Annotated in this window: 14 protein-coding genes; 5 read left to right on the forward strand and 9 right to left on the reverse strand. The window is 68.5% G+C overall.

What is annotated here, in order from left to right; translation table 11 throughout:
• The 3 genes from HUA75_RS45665 to HUA75_RS45675 all read right to left on the reverse strand — a co-directional run.
• Window positions 1-553: alpha/beta hydrolase (locus tag HUA75_RS45665; RefSeq protein ID WP_174490083.1), on the reverse strand; the 553-nt coding region annotated here is incomplete at its 3' end.
• Between the two features lie 138 nt (window positions 554-691).
• Entirely contained in the window at window positions 692-1,195 is a 504-nt protein-coding gene (locus HUA75_RS45670) for a DUF4334 domain-containing protein (RefSeq protein WP_174490084.1), read from the reverse strand.
• On the reverse strand, window positions 1,192-2,313 hold the full coding sequence (locus HUA75_RS45675) for an NAD(P)-dependent alcohol dehydrogenase (RefSeq protein ID WP_174457994.1): 1,122 nt from the start codon (window positions 2,311-2,313) through the stop codon (window positions 1,192-1,194). The genes HUA75_RS45670 and HUA75_RS45675 overlap by 4 nt, the downstream gene beginning before the upstream one ends.
• A gap of 253 nt (window positions 2,314-2,566) precedes the next feature.
• Between HUA75_RS45675 and HUA75_RS45680 the strand changes: the two genes are divergently transcribed.
• Complete coding sequence (locus HUA75_RS45680; RefSeq protein WP_254628121.1) at window positions 2,567-5,353, forward strand: FG-GAP-like repeat-containing protein; 2,787 nt, start codon at window positions 2,567-2,569, stop codon at window positions 5,351-5,353.
• A gap of 91 nt (window positions 5,354-5,444) precedes the next feature.
• Here HUA75_RS45680 and HUA75_RS45685 read toward each other — a convergent pair whose 3' ends face one another.
• The 3 genes from HUA75_RS45685 to HUA75_RS46345 form a co-directional block, all read right to left on the reverse strand.
• Window positions 5,445-7,058 carry a hypothetical protein gene (locus HUA75_RS45685; RefSeq protein WP_174490086.1) on the reverse strand — a complete coding sequence of 538 codons (1,614 nt, stop codon included), beginning with the start codon at window positions 7,056-7,058 and terminating at the stop codon, window positions 5,445-5,447.
• A gap of 26 nt (window positions 7,059-7,084) precedes the next feature.
• Complete coding sequence (locus HUA75_RS45690; RefSeq protein ID WP_174490087.1) at window positions 7,085-7,456, reverse strand: hypothetical protein; 372 nt, start codon at window positions 7,454-7,456, stop codon at window positions 7,085-7,087.
• 92 nt (window positions 7,457-7,548) lie between these two features.
• The gene (locus HUA75_RS46345; protein WP_217446587.1) at window positions 7,549-9,501 is read right to left on the reverse strand and encodes a DUF4157 domain-containing protein; all 1,953 of its coding nucleotides are present in this window, start codon (window positions 9,499-9,501) and stop codon (window positions 7,549-7,551) included.
• A 267-nt stretch (window positions 9,502-9,768) separates the two neighbouring features.
• On the opposite strand from HUA75_RS46345, the gene HUA75_RS46350 reads away from it, so the two are divergent.
• A complete protein-coding gene (locus tag HUA75_RS46350) occupies window positions 9,769-10,743 on the forward strand; it encodes a tail fiber domain-containing protein (protein WP_217446588.1) in 975 nt (324 codons plus the stop codon).
• A 14-nt stretch (window positions 10,744-10,757) separates the two neighbouring features.
• Here the strand turns inward: HUA75_RS46350 and HUA75_RS45705 are convergent, their stop codons facing one another.
• Window positions 10,758-11,582: a DnaJ family molecular chaperone gene (locus HUA75_RS45705; RefSeq protein ID WP_246137046.1), complete on the reverse strand. Its 825-nt coding sequence runs from the start codon at window positions 11,580-11,582 to the stop codon at window positions 10,758-10,760.
• Between the two features lie 523 nt (window positions 11,583-12,105).
• On the opposite strand from HUA75_RS45705, the gene HUA75_RS45710 reads away from it, so the two are divergent.
• Complete coding sequence (locus tag HUA75_RS45710; protein WP_246137045.1) at window positions 12,106-13,143, forward strand: hypothetical protein; 1,038 nt, start codon at window positions 12,106-12,108, stop codon at window positions 13,141-13,143.
• Window positions 13,144-13,229: 86 nt separating this feature from the next.
• Here HUA75_RS45710 and HUA75_RS45715 read toward each other — a convergent pair whose 3' ends face one another.
• Together HUA75_RS45715 and HUA75_RS45720 are read right to left on the reverse strand one after the other, a co-directional pair.
• Complete coding sequence (locus HUA75_RS45715; protein ID WP_141641558.1) at window positions 13,230-14,510, reverse strand: hypothetical protein; 1,281 nt, start codon at window positions 14,508-14,510, stop codon at window positions 13,230-13,232.
• A gap of 7 nt (window positions 14,511-14,517) precedes the next feature.
• Window positions 14,518-15,192, reverse strand: a complete 675-nt coding sequence (locus HUA75_RS45720; RefSeq protein ID WP_174490089.1) for a lipid-binding SYLF domain-containing protein — start codon at window positions 15,190-15,192, stop codon at window positions 14,518-14,520.
• 163 nt (window positions 15,193-15,355) lie between these two features.
• On the opposite strand from HUA75_RS45720, the gene HUA75_RS45725 reads away from it, so the two are divergent.
• Together HUA75_RS45725 and HUA75_RS47405 are read left to right on the forward strand one after the other, a co-directional pair.
• A complete protein-coding gene (locus HUA75_RS45725; RefSeq protein WP_246137044.1) occupies window positions 15,356-15,793 on the forward strand; it encodes a hypothetical protein in 438 nt (145 codons plus the stop codon).
• Entirely contained in the window at window positions 15,790-16,278 is a 489-nt protein-coding gene (locus HUA75_RS47405) for a hypothetical protein (RefSeq protein WP_246137043.1), read from the forward strand. The genes HUA75_RS45725 and HUA75_RS47405 overlap by 4 nt, the downstream gene beginning before the upstream one ends.
• Window positions 16,279-16,586 lie beyond the last annotated feature (308 nt).

Raw genomic sequence — 16,586 nt, forward strand, 5'->3', positions numbered from 1 at the left:
GGAACAGCGCGCGGCCCGAGCCCGGCACGTACTGCGTGCGGTACACCTCGTCCGACTCCTCCTGCGTCAGCGTGTTGGTGAAGGCGTAGTGGAACTGCTCGGGCGTCATCGGCGCGGGGCGGTTCACGTTGGCCGGGTTGAGCAGCGTGGACGCGGTCGACTTGATGGTGGTGAACGGCAGCGTGTAGACGCCCTTCACCGGCGCGGAGTGGATGGCGACGCCCGCGGCGCCCACGCCCCTGTCCAACAGCATCTGTACGAAGGCGCCGCCGAAGGAGTGGCCCATGAGGATGGGCGGGGTGGGCAGCGCGCGGATGATGCGCTCGTAGTGGTCGACAATCTGCTTCACGCGCAGGTTCTCCAGCGGCGTCGGGTCCTTCTGGAGCGCCTCCACGCCGACCTCCAGGCCGGGCCACGACGGGGCGATGACGCGGTAGCCGGCCTTCGTGAAGCGGTCAACCCAGCCCTGCCAGCTACGGGGCGTCATCCACATGCCGTGGACGAGGACGATGGTGTCGGGCTGGGTCTGGGTCTTCTGGACGGTGGCGCTCATGGCGTACTCCCTCTTGGGTTCACCGCGTCTGCCGCGGTGTGCGTTGCTGACAAGAGGAACAGTAGAGACCTGGGCGTCCGCGAAAAATGGGGCACCGGGCAGAGGACTGTTTCCACGCGGGAAACAATCCAGGGCGCCCTACGCGCCATCCCGGCGCAGCACGAAGAAGTACGGCGCCGCCATTCCCCGGGCGTCCATCACCCCCAGCAGCGTGTTCGCATCGACCTGTCGGAACACGTCATTCGTGGGCCAGTCGTCGTAGATCATCGTCGCGCTGACCTTGCCCCGGTACACCGTCAGGCGCAGGCGCGCCTTGAACTTCTCGGTCTCCACCGCCGCCCGGTGCGGACCCACGAGGCCGCGAATCGTCGGCGACGGCCACTTCCTCGGGTCGACCGGGAACACCGACGCGCGGTCCTCCGTGTAGAACAGCAGCGGGTGCACGCTCTCCTCGTCGACGAACCGCTTGCCGTACCAGCCCGTCGCGCCGAGCATCCCATCCATCGGGTGCCCCGTCTGGAGCTCACTGCCCTTCCAGGTGCCTCGCATGAAGCCGAGCTCCACCGTGGGCAGGCTGTCGAACAACGCGAGCGCCTCTTGCGCGTCCAGCCGCCCCGCCTTCACCGCTTCGTCGAAGGTCATCGCGTGTTTCCTCCGTGCATGCGCAGCACGGGCTTGATGGCCGTGCGCGCTTCCATGTCGTGTACCGCGTCGTTGATGGCCTCGAAGTCGTAGGGGCGGCTCAGCTTCTCCAGCGGGAAGCGCCCCTCCGCGTGCAGCGCGACCATCCGGGGGATGAAGGTCTTCGGGTCCGCGTCTCCTTCGATGATGCCCACCAGCCGCTTGCCGTAGAGGAGGCGGGTCATCGACAGCGTCACCTCCGACGCTTCGGGGCTGGGAAGCCCCAGCAGCCCGCACGTACCCAACGGCCGTGTCACATCGAAGGCCTGGCGCAGCACCTGGGGCAGGCCCACGCACTCCAGCGCGAAATCCACCCCGCCCCGGGTGCGCTTGAGCATCGTCTTCGTCAGCTCGGGCTCCGTCGCCAGGAACGTGTCGGTGGCGCCCAGCTCGCGCGCCAGCTCCAGTCGGCCCGCGTCCAGGTCCACCGCGAGGATGCTCGCCGCGCCGGCGACACGCGCCGCCATGACCGCCGCGAGCCCCACCGCGCCCACGCCGAAGACGGCGAGCGTCTGTCCGGACTGGAGCCGGAACGCCTCCAGCACCGCCCCCGCCCCCGTCTGGAACCCACACCCCAGCGGCGCGAGCAGTTCGAGCGGCGCCGCCCGGTCCACCTTCACCGCGTTGTGCCGGTGTGCCAGCACCTGCGTGGCGAACGACGACTGGTGGAAGAAGCCGGAGCGGATGGGCGCCCCGCGCCACCGCATGGGAAACGAGCCATCCGGCCGCGCGCCGGAGAAGTTCCCCGCGTACCCGCGCTCGCAGTAGGCGGGATGCCCGCGCTCGCACGTGCCACACGCCCGGCAGGAGTAGTAGCTGAGCACCACCGCGTCCCCGGGCTCGAAGTCCGTGACGCCCTCCCCCACCGCCTCCACCACCCCCGCGCCCTCGTGACCGAGCACCGCCGGAAAGGGGAACCTCCCCGCCCCCGCCCGGTAGGTGAGGTCCGTGTGACAGATGCCACTGGCTGTCACTCGAACCCGCAGCTCACCCGCGCCAGGCCTGTCCAGTTCGACCTCGTCGAGAATGAACGGCCCACCCACCGCTTGAACCAGCGCCGCACGCACCGGAAGACCCATGGGGCCGCATTATTGGCACTTTGCCAATGAGGGCGCCACCGACCCCCAGCCCAATGGCAGGCGCCCCCCCTGAAACACCTACTCCGAGTTCAGTTCTGACTCACTTGCGGTGATTTCTTACAGTCCCCTATAGAACGGACTCACTGGAAAAACAAACCAAGGACGGAACATATCTATGACAAGCACGCCCCAAGGGAAGTGGATGTGGCACGCGAGACAGTGCGCTCGGCTGTCGGTCACAGGACTTCTGGCGTTGGCCGCCAGGGGTGAGGCCGCGCTCCCCGTCTCCCCGGAAGCCGGGTCGCCAGGCGAGGTCGCCGCGCTGGCGAACGGCCAGTGCCAGGTCCAGCCCCCCTTCGACCCGAACTTCGAGCCGGAGCTGGAGTGGGCCTGGAGTTCGAGCACCGTCATGCCGACCCACGTCCAGGTGATGATGACGCCCATCGTCGTGGAGGTGAACGGGGACGGTGTCCCGGACGTCGTCTTCAGCTCCTTCGAGGGCAGCAACTACACCACCAATGGCGTGCTGCGAGCGCTGAGCGGCGCGGATGGCAGCGAGCTGTGGACGGTGACGGACCCGGCCCTGCGCGTGCGCGGCGCCGCGAGCGTGGCGGGCGCGGACATCGACGGGGACGGACTGGTGGAGCTGTGTGCCATCCCGGAGAGCGGCGCGGGGTTGCTCTGCTTCGAGAACACGGGCGCCTACAAGTTCCGGACGACGGCTTCCCAGAACAGTTGGGGCGGTCCCTCGTTCGCGGACCTGGACGGCGACGGCACGGTGGAGATCCTCAACGGCCACCACGTCTTCCGCAACACCGGGGCGCTGAGGTGGGCGGGCACGGACACCAACAACGGCCCCCAGGGTCCCATCTCGTTCGCGGCGGACATCGACGGTGACGGACTGCAGGAGGTGGTCAGCGGTCGGTCCATCTATCGCCACACCGGCGTCCTCAAGTGCCGGAACACCACCATCGGCAACGGGCTTTCGGGGGTGGGCAACTTCGACGCGGACTCGAACGGGGAAATCGTCGTGGTCAGCGGCGGCAGCGTCCATCTGATGGATGACGACTGCACCCTGCTCTGGAGTCAGACGATTCCCGGGGGCGGCAGCGGTGGCGCGCCCAACATCGCGGACTTCGACGCGGACGGGCTGCCGGAAATCGGCGTGGCGGGAGCCAGCCGCTATGCCGTCTTCGAGTCCGACGGCACCGTCAAGTGGGCCAGCCCCACCCAGGACAACAGCTCGAACGTGACGGGCTCGTCCACCTTCGACTTCGAGGGCGACGGCCGCGCCGAGGTCGTCTACGCCGACGAGGTCCGCCTGCGCATCTACGACGGCGCCACGGGCACGGTGCGCTTCGAGGTCGCGCACGCCTCCGGGACGACATACGAGAACCCCCTCATCGTCGACGTGGACGCGGACGACAACGCGGAAATCGTCGTCGCGTCGAACAACTACGGCTTCCCGGGGCCCGCCGGCATCCGCGTGTTCAGAGACCGCAAGGACGGCTGGGTGAACACGCGTCGCATCTGGAACCAGCACGCGTACTCGGTCACGAACGTGAACGACAACGGCACCATCCCCGCGCACCCCATCGCCAACTGGCGCACGCCGGGGCTCAACACGTTCCGCGCCAACAGCCAGGGCACGGGCACCACCAGCCCCTACGCCGCGGCCGACGTGACGGTGACGGAAATCACCTCGTCGTGTGACACGACCAACGGGGCGCTGACCCTGCATGCCCGCGTCACCAACCAGGGTGACGCTGCGACCTCCGCGGGCCTGCGCGTGGCCTTCTACCAGGATGACCCCACCTCCGGCGGCACGCTGCTGGGCGTGGGCATCCTTCCCACCGTGCTCTCCGCTGGTAACAGCGCGATGGTGAGCGCGACGCTCGCCTCGGCCCCCGGAGGCACCACGGTGGTCTTCGCCCGGGCGGACGATGACGGCACCGGCACGGGCCGTGAGACGGAGTGCATCGAGACCAACAACGCGGGCAGCGCGCCCGTCGACCTCACCTGCATCGCCATCATTCCGCCCGTGGCCCTCTGCCGCCACGTGTCCGTCAACGCGAGCGCCACCACCTGCTCCGCACCGGCGAACGTGGACAACGGAAGCTATGACCCGAACCAGCACCCCGGGCCCTTCTCCGTGTCGCAGTCGCCAGCGGGCCCCTTCGGCCTTGGAACACACTCCGTCACGTTGACGGTCTCCGACGGGCAGGACACCGACACGTGCACGGGCACCGTCACCGTGGTCGACGTCACCGCGCCCGTGATCGCCTGTCCGCCCGAGCGCATCGTCGAGGCCACCGGGCCTGGCGGCGCCTTCGTCACGCCCGGGGCGGCCACCGTCTCCGACGCCTGCGGCGCGCAGGCCAGCGGTCCGGCCGCCGGCACCTATCCGCTTGGAACGACGGCGGTGACGTACACGGCCACCGACGCCGCGGGCAACAGCGCGTCCTGCACCACGGCCATCCACGTGGTCGACTCCGCGGGCACGCCGCCCAGCCTCATCATGTGCGATGTGCCGCGCTACACGTCCGCCGCGCAGGTGAAGGCGTGCGGCTGGGCCACCGCCAGCCCTGGTGGTGCCCCCATCAGCGTGGTGCTGCTCTCCATCGACGGGGGCGCGCCGGTGCGCCTCACGCCTGACGCCGGAGGCGGACACGTCGTCCAGTGGTTGAGCCTGGCGGAAGGACACCACACGCTCACGCTCACGGTCATCGCCACCGATGGACGCATCGCCACCGCGAGCCGGCAGGTGACGGTGGACCGCACCGCGCCCCTGCTTCGCGTCGTCGCGCCCAATCCCGGGGAGGCGCAGCCACGGACGGTGAACGTCATCACCGAGGTGACGGACCTCACGTCGGTCCAGGTGACGGCCAACTGGGTCAACTCCACCACGGTCGGCGCGGGGACGAACCTCGCGACCATCCCGGTGACGTTCTCCGGCCCCGGCTCGCATCTGGTCCTGCTGAGAGCCACGGACGCCGCGGGCAACACGGCCGAGCAGGTCATCCAGGTGCTGGTCCAGTAGCGAGGCCCCGGGCGCTCCGTGGAGACAGTGGGCCACGGAGCGCCTGAGCGGCACATGCGGGAGGGGGCGCCCTATCGCTCTCGCGAGGTCCCTAGCGCGGCGCCTGTCCCTCGCGATAGTGCTTGAGGCAGTCCTTATCCTCGAGGCTCGCGCAAACCTGACTGAGCAGGGTCAGCCCTCGGTCCTGGCTCGGATTCGCTCGAAGGGACTCGTCGAGCCAACGAAGCGCCTCCTGACTCCGTCCGGCCCGCGCATGGTAGGCCGCCATGACTCGAAGGAGGCCCGGGTGTCGTTGCTTTCGCAGCTCGGTCTGGAGCTTTTCGAAAGCACGCGCCGGAGCGGACTCGACCTCGTGGTCCAGTCTTTCCACCGTGGCATGGATGGGGTTCACCGCACGGGACCGCGAGAAGCATGACTCCGCGCGCTCCGGCATTTTCAAGTCCAGGAAATAGTGCCCGCAGAGCGCGAGGCTCGCTGCACCCTGCTCTCGCTCGAAGTCCTTCATGAGCTTGATCCACGCCGCCCGGGAACGGGCTTGCTCGAGCGATGACGTCGCCACCGGTCCGAATTGCGGGACCCGCCCCCAGGACTGTATCGCCTCCCCGGGCCGCCCCAGGGAGTGAAGGATGAGTCCTTCGAGGAAGTGACCTTGCGGGATCCGCGAGTCGTTGGCGATGCTCGTGCGAACGTGCGCCAGGGCCTGGACATCGTCACCTTGGAGGTAGAGCAGCATGGCGAGGTAATAGGGACCGGCCTTCCTCGACCCCATCGCCACGGACTGCTTGCAAGCCGCGAGCGCATCCTCCTGCTTCCCCAGCATGTGCAGTGCGGCGCAGCGATTCGTCAGCAGCGCGCTCTTGTTCGTGACGTCACCCCGGACGTCCGTAAGCGTCACCGTCGCGAGCGAGGCCGCGTCGAGCGTTTTCAGCGCCCCCTGTGCGTCCCCGAACCCGAGCTGGATGGTCACGAGGCCTACAATCGCGTCGAGGTTGTCCGGGTCGTGCTTCAGTATCGCCTCGTAGACACGAACCCCCGCCGGCCCGTCCATCAAGTGGCCCAGCAGCCACCCGCTCGAAAGATTTGGAGCCATTGGCTCTTCGACAGCCGTACGCAGCTCCTCCAGGGTCTCGATGCCAAACTTGCGCTGGAGTCGAGGAAGCACCATCTCCACGGCGGACGTCGTCAACGGCACGGTCGAAGGCGCCTCCGGCTTCGCCTCCGTGAAGCGGAAGCGAACCTGATGTGGCTTTCCCGGCGGACACTCCAGGTCGTAGATACGGAGGTCCTCTTTGATTAAGCGCCTTCGGCGGAGTGCGTTGATGGGTTGTCCCCGGCACACCACCCCCGTCAGCCAGCTATTCGCAACCCCCATATGCGCAACCTGCAGGGCCGCCTGGGTCGACGTGCCCAGGGACGCGATTTCCGCCTGACGCTCGGATGAAAGCTTGGGAAAGAGGGCGATGAGCCCGAGCGCCGCATCTTCGTTGTCGGTCGGCGACACCACTTTCTTCATCAGTGCGGTCGCGAGTTCATCCGAGGTCTGGGTTGAAGCTGGAGAACCGGTACCACGCTCCGGCGGTGCGGCAGCCACCCCTGCGGCCCCGCCAAGTATGAGCGACGTCAGGAGGGCCCGCAGCGAGCGCGGCAACCAGCGAGAGGAAAGGGAGAAGGGCATGAACTGGCATCCTAGGGCGGCTTCATGCAATCCCTCACTCCTTTCCAAGACCACCCTCACTCAGCGGGCGCGCCGAGCAACTCCTGGATTCGTAAGGCATTGACAGGGTCCCTGCCCCGCGCGGCCTCGAGCGCCGCGCGGCCCTGCTCCACATCTCCGGCCTGGCGCCAGGCGCTCCAGGCATTCGCGTAGCAGACACGCCGGTTGTAGGCCATGACGTCCCAGGCGGGCGCGCCCTCTTCCTGGAGCAGCGGCTCCGAGGCGCGCAGGAAGTCCCGGGCCGCGCTGGCGTAGTCGCCCGACTCGTATGCGGCGACGGCCTGCTCGTAGACTCGCTCGGAGGCCTCCTGGCGCGCCGCGCGCTCGGAGGCATCCGCATCCGTGCCGGTGGGATAACCCAGGCGCTCTTCCAGCAAGGGTGGCCCCATGTCGTCCTCCTTCGTCCAAGTGGTTCGGTGCCCCTGGCACGCCAGGACCGGGCAGAACACGACACCCATCAGGGCCAGCAAGAGCGCGCGACTCACTTCGTGTAGTCGCCGTTCTGGAAGAAGTCGTGGATGGGCAGGTAGTTCGTCTGGAGGAAGGCCGGATTCGTGAGCCACAGCGAGTAGGCCTCCGCGTAGAACTCCTCGGGACTGTGGGGCCAGTTGTCGCGGGCGTACTTCGTGAAGGGAACGATGTTGTGGGCCTTCACCACGTCCACGAAGCGCTGCAGTCGCAGCGAGCGCCCTCGGGTATGGGCGAGCTCACGGGCCGCTTCCCTCCAGGCATCCTGCGAGGTGAGCACCGACGCATAGGTCACGAGCGCGGGGTTCGCCGCGTTCGCGGTCCGCAGCGCGTCACGTGCGGCGGTCCGCGCGGAGAACGCGGCGAGCAGGGTCTTGTCCAGCGCGTCCAGGTCGCTGCTCGCCGGAGCCTGCGCCACGTAGGCATCCAGGGCGGCGACGGTGGCGGTGATGGCGGAGCGGAACGCGGCGCTCTCCGTCTGGTCCGCGGGGGCGAAGGCCGCCGCGGCGGTCGTCGCGGTGGTGAGCTCGGCCTGGGCCTGCGTGCGCTGCGTGCTCAACGCGGTCTTGAGCAAGGCGATGGTCGCGGCTGGGACCTGGACGGCATCCAGCGCGGTCTGGCGCGTGCGGACGGTCCGGAGGGCCCGGTCATAGGTCGCCCGCTGAGCAACCACCGTCGGCCGGAGCGACTGCGTCTCCGATTGGCGACCCGCGACCCGTGCACGCTCGTAGCGCTCCACGGTTGGATTCAGCGCCGCGACGGCTTTGTTCTGGTCCACGACGGCCTCCGCGTGCCGCGCATGCAGCGGACGCGCGACCTGGACCTCCACGGCGTGACCGACCTCGTGAAGGATGGTTCCATAGCTGGCGGGCCGGGGGTTCGCGGCGTCTCCCAGGAAGCGGGTGTTCGCGGCGAACGCACCATCCGCCAGCTTGAGCGTGGCCCGGCTCGGTGGTGCCGTGGAGCCCTGCGGCACCGCGCCTCCCCTGGAGAACTCGCCCGCGCGTCCGTTGGGGAGCGCCTGCATGCGCACCAGGTCGACGTCCTTCAAGGCCGCGACATCCGTCGCGGGCAACAGGGCGAGGGCCGCGGCCACATCGCTCAGGTGGGCGGCGGTCCAGGTGCTGTCACCATTGACGACCTTGAGGCCAAAGGTCGTGGTGAGGTGCGCATTCACCACGGGGTCGGCGAGCTGTGGGGACTGTGGGACAGCGGCCCTGGAGAGCAGTTCGATCCGGGCATTGCCCGTGGCGTCGATGGCGACGCGCACCAGTCCCCTGGGTGAAGGAGTCGTGCTGCCAGGCGGTGGTGGCCACCCCAGCGGGACGGACTGGGTCAGCACCGTGTCCCAGCGATCCCTGCGGCTCATCTGCCACAAGAAGTACTGAAGGAAGATGAGCGCGTCGACGCTCGTGCCAGCACCCGACACGGTGGCACTGAGGATGTCTCCCTTCTTGATGCGCGCGTCGAGCAGTGCCCGGGTGCTGGCGACGGTGTGCCCCGGAGGAAGCGGACTGGAGGTGTACTCCGTCAAATCGAAGAGGGGTGCGCGAAGCACCACGGCCGGGCTCCGAGGAGCCCCCGCTGCGTGCGCCAGCTCATGCCACAGCAGCTCCCTCCCCGCGGGAGTCTGGGGCGCGTACTGCCCCGCACGGAAGACGACGTCCCTGCCAGAGGTGAACGCGCGCGCGCCCGCGGCCCGTGCGAGGCGGTGCGCTTCCGGGCCGTCATGCAGCTTCACCGAAGCCAGCGAGCCACCGAAGCGCCGCTCCGCATCAGCCCGCAGGGCTGGAGGCAGCGGCTGTCCCTGATGCCCCCGGAGCGCACTCTCCAGCCCCGTGGGCGCCCTCGCCTCACAGCCGCCCCCACCGACAGGAGGAAGGAGGCTCAGCTTGCCGAAGTCGTGTCCCAGTCCGGAGGGCGTGCCACTCACCGGCTCCAGCTCCGTGCGTGGCGCGGGTGGCACCACGCTCGCCCAGGAAGTGCCCCCGGACACTTTCGACGAAGAAGCCGTCGAACCCTCCCAGGTCCTCATTGACTGGCGTGCCATGCCAAAGACTGTGACACCTGGATGGATTCAGGCGCAAGTCAATCACCCTGGAGGCTGAGCCGTCCCCACATTCCCGCGCGGCGCCATAAATCCAGACACTCTAAAGAAAGACAAAAAACTAGAGCTCCTCCCTCCCAACCCTATCCTGCCCCGCCCAAGCCTCTCATCCCCAAGGAGAACCCAGTGAGAACCCTGCAAGGATTCACAAGCATTCGCGGCGCGCTGCTGTCCCTGCTGCTCTGCGGCAATGCATTGGCGCAGGCCTTGGTCGGCACAAGCCTGTCCGTCAGTGCTCCACAACTGACCAGCAACAGCAGCGCGAGCGGCTCACTCACCGGCTCCGTGAATGGCTCGACGGCCCGGGGGGCGACCTATCTGTTCTTGAACTATGAGTCCGCCATGGCTGCCAGTGGAGGCCAGACAAGTATCTCCGCACAGACTCATACGGACCGCCTCGTGAGCAATGCCGTGGATTCCTTTGCCGTGTCGGTAGGTGGAGACTTCAGCACCACCGTGAACAACCCCGTCCCCGCATCGTCGTCGGCAAATGGGCCCTACTACATTGGAGGGATGCGAGCGTCACTCCTGGGCACGCTCAACAACACGACGCTCAACGGCGCCGCGGCGGCGGTCATCGGCAAGGACTACATCAACAACCCCATCACCTACGCCGCCCATCTCACGGGCAAGAGCTACTTCAGCGACGGCATCTTCGTGGCCAGCGGCGCCAGCACCAGTGGCATCGCCGCGCGGTTCAACGGAGACGTCCTTGCCTCGGCGTACTACACCTTCTCGGACGCGCGCCTGAAGAAGGACATCCGCCCACTCCCAGAGGCGCTGGAGCGGCTCATGCAGCTCCAGCCAAAGACCTATTCCTATTCAGGGCCCGCGAGCGCGCTGTCCACGCGACACGGCGAGGAGATGGGGCTGGTGGCGCAGGAGGTGGAGAAGGTCTTCCCGCAGCTCGTAAAGCAGACCTCGTTGAGAGATGCATCGGGCGGAGTCGTGGGTGAGTACAAGGCGGTGGACTACGCCAGCCTCATCCCCGTGCTCGTCAAGGGCATGCAAGAGCAGCAGGACGTCATCCAGGCGCAACAAGCGCGACTGCTCCAGCTCGAAGCGGCCGTGCAACGGTTGAACTCTCCCGGCAAGCGATAGGCCACGGCGCGGCTTCAGGGGCGCGACTGCTTCCGCACCTGCTCCCAGGCCTCGATGATGCGGCGCGTTTCTTCCTGGGCCAGGGCCTGAAGCTTCGGCCCCAGCTGGGCGACCTTGTCCGGATGGTATTGCGCCACCAGCGCGAGGTACGCCCGCTTCACGTCGGGCAGCGGAGCGCCGGGTGAGACCCCGAGCACTTCCCACGCGGTGGGAGGTGTCTCGGCGGGTGGCTCGGCGGGCTCCTCGGGCTCCTCGGGAGGACCCTCGCGCGCCTCGTCTCGAGGTCGAGGCGCCTCTTCCTCACCCACCGGGTCGAAGCCCTCGGCGCAACCCGCGCACAACAACCGCTCCTGAGCCTCACCACCGTCCTGGGTGACGACGCGGACGTCACAGCAGTCGCCGCACACCACGTGGTGACACCGCTCACAGCGCGCGGCCGACGCGGCCTCCTCCAGCCCTACTCCGCACCTGGGACAGTCGTCGGGGAGCGGGGCCTCTTCTCCGCAGCGCACGCAGAACGCCCAGCCCTGGTCGAGCCGCACCTCACACTCGTCGCACTCCAGGCTCCCTTCATGCTCCCAGTGCTTCTCCTCGCCGCACCAGGGACAGAAGGGCATCAGCCACGCCAGCTTGCCCGTGCACTCCGGAGCATCACAGTCGAAGTCGAGCCGATACCCACGGGCGACGGGCCTCGGCGCGTTCTCTTCCTCGAACGACTCGCCACACGCCCAGCAACAGTTGAAGTCCCGGTGGGAGGGCGCGCCACAGGCCTCGCAAGAGGGGTTGCCGTGCTCACTCTTCCAGGAGACCTCGTCGCCACACGTCGGACAGAACGCCATGCATGGCTTCACGTCACCGTGGGTGCAACTTTCCCGTGCGGTTCGTCTCGCGCGCTCACGCTGTCCTCGCGGCGCGGGAAAGGGCGGTGTCTCACCCCGGTCCATCAACACATCCCACAGGCAGGAGCGACACACCCGCCCCTTCACCTGCACACCCGCCTGAGCCGAAGTGCCCGCGCGTGCCCGGAAGTCCGTCGCGTCAAGGACGTGCGTGCTGAGACACGTCTCACACACAGCGTCGCCACATGACTCACAGCGTCCCGCCAGGCGCCGGCTGCCGAAGCCCAGCAACCCGGCCGTCAGCGTCTCCATGCAGCACGGACAGGCTCGCATGCACTTCCTTCACCGGGAGAGGCCCCTACATGGAGCCCGTAAGTGGACGGCCCTCCTGCATGCCCGAGTCCAGAGACGAGGTCCAGAAAGCAACCCCTCACTCCGACATGTCACAAAAGCTTGGATTGTCAGTGACCCATGCGACTGGTGTATGGGGGACGCCTCACGCCACACCCCTGAGGAGTCATCCATGCGTCGTCTCGGTTCAGCCTTGCTTTCCGCCAGCCTGCTGGTCGGCTGCGGTCCCACCACGTCCCCCGAGCCTTCCTCCGAACCGTCGTCGACGGAGGCGCCCAAGGACCAGGTCGCCCCCCTCACGACGACCAATGTCGACCTCGCGCCCGAGTGCCAGGGCCTGCTCACCTTCGTGAACACCGCCGCGCCCGCGACGCTGGACGCGTATCTGCCCAGCGACGTCGTCCTCAACCTCGTCAGCCGCCGCTCGACGGCGCCCTTCGTGACGTTGGCGGAGGTCTCCGGCGTCCACCTGGTCGGCCCGGTCCGTCTGACGCAAATCGAAAGCGGCGCGCGCTCGCTGGGCTACATCACCAGCAGCTGCGTGGGCATCCTGGACGAGCTCGCGCTCTCCACCGATGACGCCGCGGCGGTGGTCTCCCTGGTCAACACCGTGAACGCCGGCACGCTGTACGCCATCCTCCCCTACGCTTGGAATGGCGCCACGACCCTGCTCGCCCTGCGCCCGTTCACCTCGGTGCAGGCCATCTCCAACGCGTCCGGCATCGGCGCGGCGAGCCTGCGCACCCTGCGCAACGCCGCCACCCAGGGCTACGACCTGGAGGTCCTCGTCTCCACGGTGAACGCCGTGCCGGAGAGCAACTGGACGGTGAAGATGGACCTCTCGTTCGACATCGAGGACGTGATGGCGGGCGCGCATGGAAATGACCGGCTGGACTACGCCACGTGCTTCGGCATCGACCCCGCCACCTTCCCGAACTCGCGCTTCACCAACCGCCCGAACCTGGCCAACGCCGCCGAGGTCCACAGCTACGTCGCGAGCGCCGCCAGCACCGCCCAGTACCACGGGCAGATTCCGGCCAGCATCGTCACCAACGGCCTGTCGGACCTGGACTCGCGCACCGCGGGCGGCACGTTCAAGGGCTGCCACCTCGGCTACGACGACGGCCCCTGGGCCGGCATCCAGGTCCACTTCTTCGTCAACGTCGCCACCGGCTTCCGCATCCTGACCGTCCAGCACTGGGTGGAGTGATTCACCCCTGAAGTCCCCCCAGGCCCTCGTCACCGGGCCTGGGGCTCCGGTGCGAGAAGCGAGGGGCCTCGCGCATGCGGACGGCTTCAGGTCTTCGCGTGCGTGGGGTTCGCGCCCGCCTTCTTCGTGCTCCTCGCACCGCCTGGGCCCCTCTTCGGGCTCGCGCGCTTCGCGGTGGGGCGGGAGGTCTTCGCCGCCGCGGACCGCCCCGAGGTCTTCCGTCCCCGCGCGGGGGCGTTCTTGCGCGGGACGCGCGCCTGCTCCGCCACCTCGGGCGTACCGCCACTCCTGGCACGGCTGACCCTGTCGCCGACCGACTTCGTCACGCCGCTGAGCGACTTCCTCGCCCGGGCGAGGACCTGACTTTCACCAATCGAGTGGGACAGCGACTTCACCTTGCCGGACGCCGAGGACAAGGCACGTCGCTCGCGGTCTGAGACCGGGAGCAGCGCGGCTCCCGCGATTCCCGCGGCCAGCGTGGTGAGTCCTATCGCGACCGCATGCGCCCCCATCTGGTCCGCGGCCCATGTTCGGGCCTGGCCCGCTCGCGCCTGAATCTCCCTTCCGCTCGGCACCCGCTCGCGCAGGTGCTCCACGGTCTGTCGGCCTCGCTCACCAACCTTCTGGACGGCCGCCCGAGCGCGCTCGCTGACCTTGCGCGAATCGGCGCCCGAAATCCGACGTCCCAAGGCAGAGGGGCCCTCCAGCCCCTTCCGCCCCGACTTGCTCGCCTGCGCCTTGGCCATCATGTTCTCCCTGGTTCCGTTCGCCCTCGGAGCCGACGTTCGCGCCCTTGAAAAAGCTAGGGATGGCAGGCCCTCACGCAACACACCTCCCCGGGTGAGGACCGCTGGCACGAAGAAGAGTCGCTGCATCCCGAGCCCCACGCCCGCCCACAAACCACCGCGCGTGGCCAGCGCGACGGCCGTACTGCCTTTCGGGCCGCGGGCCCACGCCACGCCCGCCTTGACCAGGGTCACCGCGCCGCCGAGCGCCAGGCCAGTCCTCCCTTTCTTCAGCCGCTCGAAGGCTTCACGGTCCTCGAAGAGGATGACCTCGGAAGAAGTCTGTCCCCCCAGTTGCACGCCGAGCGTCAACTGGACCAGCGCCGAGTACCCCACCAGTCGCCCCCGCACGAAGACCTCGCCCAGTCCCCAGACACCGCCGAGGACCACGCTGCCCTGTCCCAGGGAGGGAAAGACGACACAGGCATGGGCGCGAGCTCTCGCCCGGGCGAACTCAGGGGAGCGCGCTTCCAGTTTGCGCAGCGTCGCCAGGACGTCCCGGTGGAGCCGCCCATGGACAGCCAACTCCTTGCGCGCGAGCGCCAGCACCCGCCGCGCGAGCTTGACGAGCGTCTCTCGCATGCGTGCCTCAGCTCTGCGGAGAGGACCGGGCACTGGCACGCGTCTTCAAGAGCCGGGTCACCAGCATCGCCGCGGTCGACAGTCCCGTCGCCAGGGCCGCGGGGTGGCGCGGCGTCCGAGGCAGCCAGCCACTCCTCTCTCCGTTGGAGCGCTCGTCCGGGGAGCCTTCACCCGCCTTCTGGCCCTCATCGCCGTTCACACGGGCCGGCGCATTGGAGGGGGGAATGAACGTGAACTTCTGTCCGCCCAGCGAGGCCTCGAGCAGCATCCCCCCGCGTGAGTAGGCGTGGGCGGTGCATTTCGCGTAGTTGGTGGTCCCCGACGCCGCGGCCTTGAGGATGACCGCCGAGGCATTGGCGGCGAAGGCCACCTTGCCACCCTTGAAGGCTTCGATGGCGTCCCGGTCCTCGAAGAAGATGACCTCGCTCAGCGTCTGTCCTCCGATCTGCACACCGATGGTCATCTGGGAGAGGGTCGCGAAGCCGATGGGCTTGCCCTTCTCGAACACCTCTCCATGGCCGTAGGAGCCTCCCAGCACCAGCGACGCCCGCCCCAGCGAGGGGAAGACGGCGTACCCTCGCACCCGCTGGAACTCCTCCTCCAGCTCCGGATTCTTTTGCTTGAGCCGGTCCAGCGTCGCCACGACCTCTTCGTGCAGCGTCTTCTCCTGCTCCGCCTTCATATCGACCTCCAGGAGAAGAAAGGTGGCGATGACCGCATCCGCGCGGAACCGGCTGCTCGGACGAGCAGACACACCTTGCGCAGTCCGACTGCCCGGCCGAAGCGCGCGGTGCCTAACTTCGAGACATCCCCGCCGCCCGCGGGGAACAGAAGGAGGGCACGTCATGGGCTCGGCGAAGGCGAAGGGCGAGCGGCGGACGCGCGGCGACACGCAACGCCAGACACCCAGGAAGAGGCTGAAACGGCAGCCCTTGGAGCATGCGGCGGGATTCGCTCGCGACCGGGTCATCGAGCGGCTGGACGTTCAGCGCGGAGACCTCGCCCAGGCGTTGGAGGACGCGGCCCGAGGTCTGGAGCAAGCCACCCGGCGGACCCCCAGTCCCCTGTCTCAGCACATGCTCGAGACAGGCGAACGCGTGCTGCGTGGCGCCTCATCACGACTGGACCAGCACTCGGTCGGAGAGCTCATGGAGCACGCGGGGCGTCAGGTGAGACAGCGCCCCGGCTGGTTGATTTCGGGCTTGTTGGGAGTGGGGCTCATCGCCGGACGCGTGTTCCGCGCCAGCGGTGTGACGGATACCGAGGGGAGGGCCGAAACATGAAGAAGGCCGCGAACAAGAAGCAGGCACCCGCACGGGCGGACGACGGGCCTCCCCGGCGTGGGGCCCGGGAGAGCACCCTGGCGACCCTGCGCTCCGTTCAGCGAAAGGGACAGGCCGTCACGGGAACGCTCAAGGAGCGGATGCCGACCCGGGACGAGGCCCGTGCCCGTGTGGCCCAGGCCCGCTCCTGGACCGAGCGCACGGTGCGAGCCCATCCCGTGGGCCTCGGGTTGGGCGCCCTGGCCGTGGGCTTCCTCTCGGCCTCCCTCCTCCCCTCCTCCCACGCGGAGCGGCGGGCCTATACACGCGCGGCGGACAAGCTCCGAGGGCTCGCCGACGAGTTGGAGAGCTCCGGGCAGTTCGAGGACGCGGTTTCAAGCCTTCGGCGGATGGCCATCACGTCGGCGGCCGAGCGGCTGACTGAAAAAGAACCCGACACCTCTCCCAAGCGCACGGCAAAGCGCGGCGAGCGAAAAGGCGGCTGACCGCGGGCAGCCTCGAAGCAGGCCAGCGCCTCAGGGGCGGCGCGGCTTGCTCGAACGCTTCCGACGAGGCCGGACGGGAGGCGACTCTCCATGAAGGCGTGGAGGGTCGGGCAGTCGCACCCCCACTCGCATTCCGGCTTCGAAAGGACCGTGGTGCTCGCCCGGCGCGAGGTGCGCGGGGAGCCCGACCCGGTGCGAGTCATGGACGCGCCGCGCGTCGGGCGGCGCCCAGGTGCGCACTCGCACCCCCTCAAGGGCGTGGACTTCGAGTGAGCGTCCCTTCGCCTTCGCGCTGATGACCGCGTCGA

It is taken from the genome of Myxococcus sp. CA040A (assembly GCF_013336725.1).
GTDB lineage: Bacteria > Myxococcota > Myxococcia > Myxococcales > Myxococcaceae > Myxococcus > Myxococcus llanfairpwllgwyngyllgogerychwyrndrobwllllantysiliogogogochensis.

Excerpts from the sequence above, each read along its gene's own strand:
- HUA75_RS45670 (WP_174490084.1), bottom strand. The coding sequence starts at position 1,195 with ATGACCTTCGACGAAGCGGTGAAGGCGGGGCGGCTGGACGCGCAAGAG.
- HUA75_RS45675 (WP_174457994.1), bottom strand. The coding sequence starts at position 2,313 with ATGGGTCTTCCGGTGCGTGCGGCGCTGGTTCAAGCGGTGGGTGGGCCG.
- HUA75_RS45690 (WP_174490087.1), bottom strand. The coding sequence starts at position 7,456 with ATGGGGCCACCCTTGCTGGAAGAGCGCCTGGGTTATCCCACCGGCACG.
- HUA75_RS45705 (WP_246137046.1), bottom strand. The coding sequence starts at position 11,582 with ATGGCGTTCTGTCCGACGTGTGGCGACGAGGTCTCCTGGAAGAGTGAG.
- HUA75_RS45710 (WP_246137045.1), top strand. The coding sequence starts at position 12,106 with ATGCGTCGTCTCGGTTCAGCCTTGCTTTCCGCCAGCCTGCTGGTCGGC.
- HUA75_RS45715 (WP_141641558.1), bottom strand. The coding sequence starts at position 14,510 with ATGCGAGAGACGCTCGTCAAGCTCGCGCGGCGGGTGCTGGCGCTCGCG.
- HUA75_RS45720 (WP_174490089.1), bottom strand. The coding sequence starts at position 15,192 with ATGAAGGCGGAGCAGGAGAAGACGCTGCACGAAGAGGTCGTGGCGACG.
- HUA75_RS45725 (WP_246137044.1), top strand. The coding sequence starts at position 15,356 with ATGGGCTCGGCGAAGGCGAAGGGCGAGCGGCGGACGCGCGGCGACACG.
- HUA75_RS47405 (WP_246137043.1), top strand. The coding sequence starts at position 15,790 with ATGAAGAAGGCCGCGAACAAGAAGCAGGCACCCGCACGGGCGGACGAC.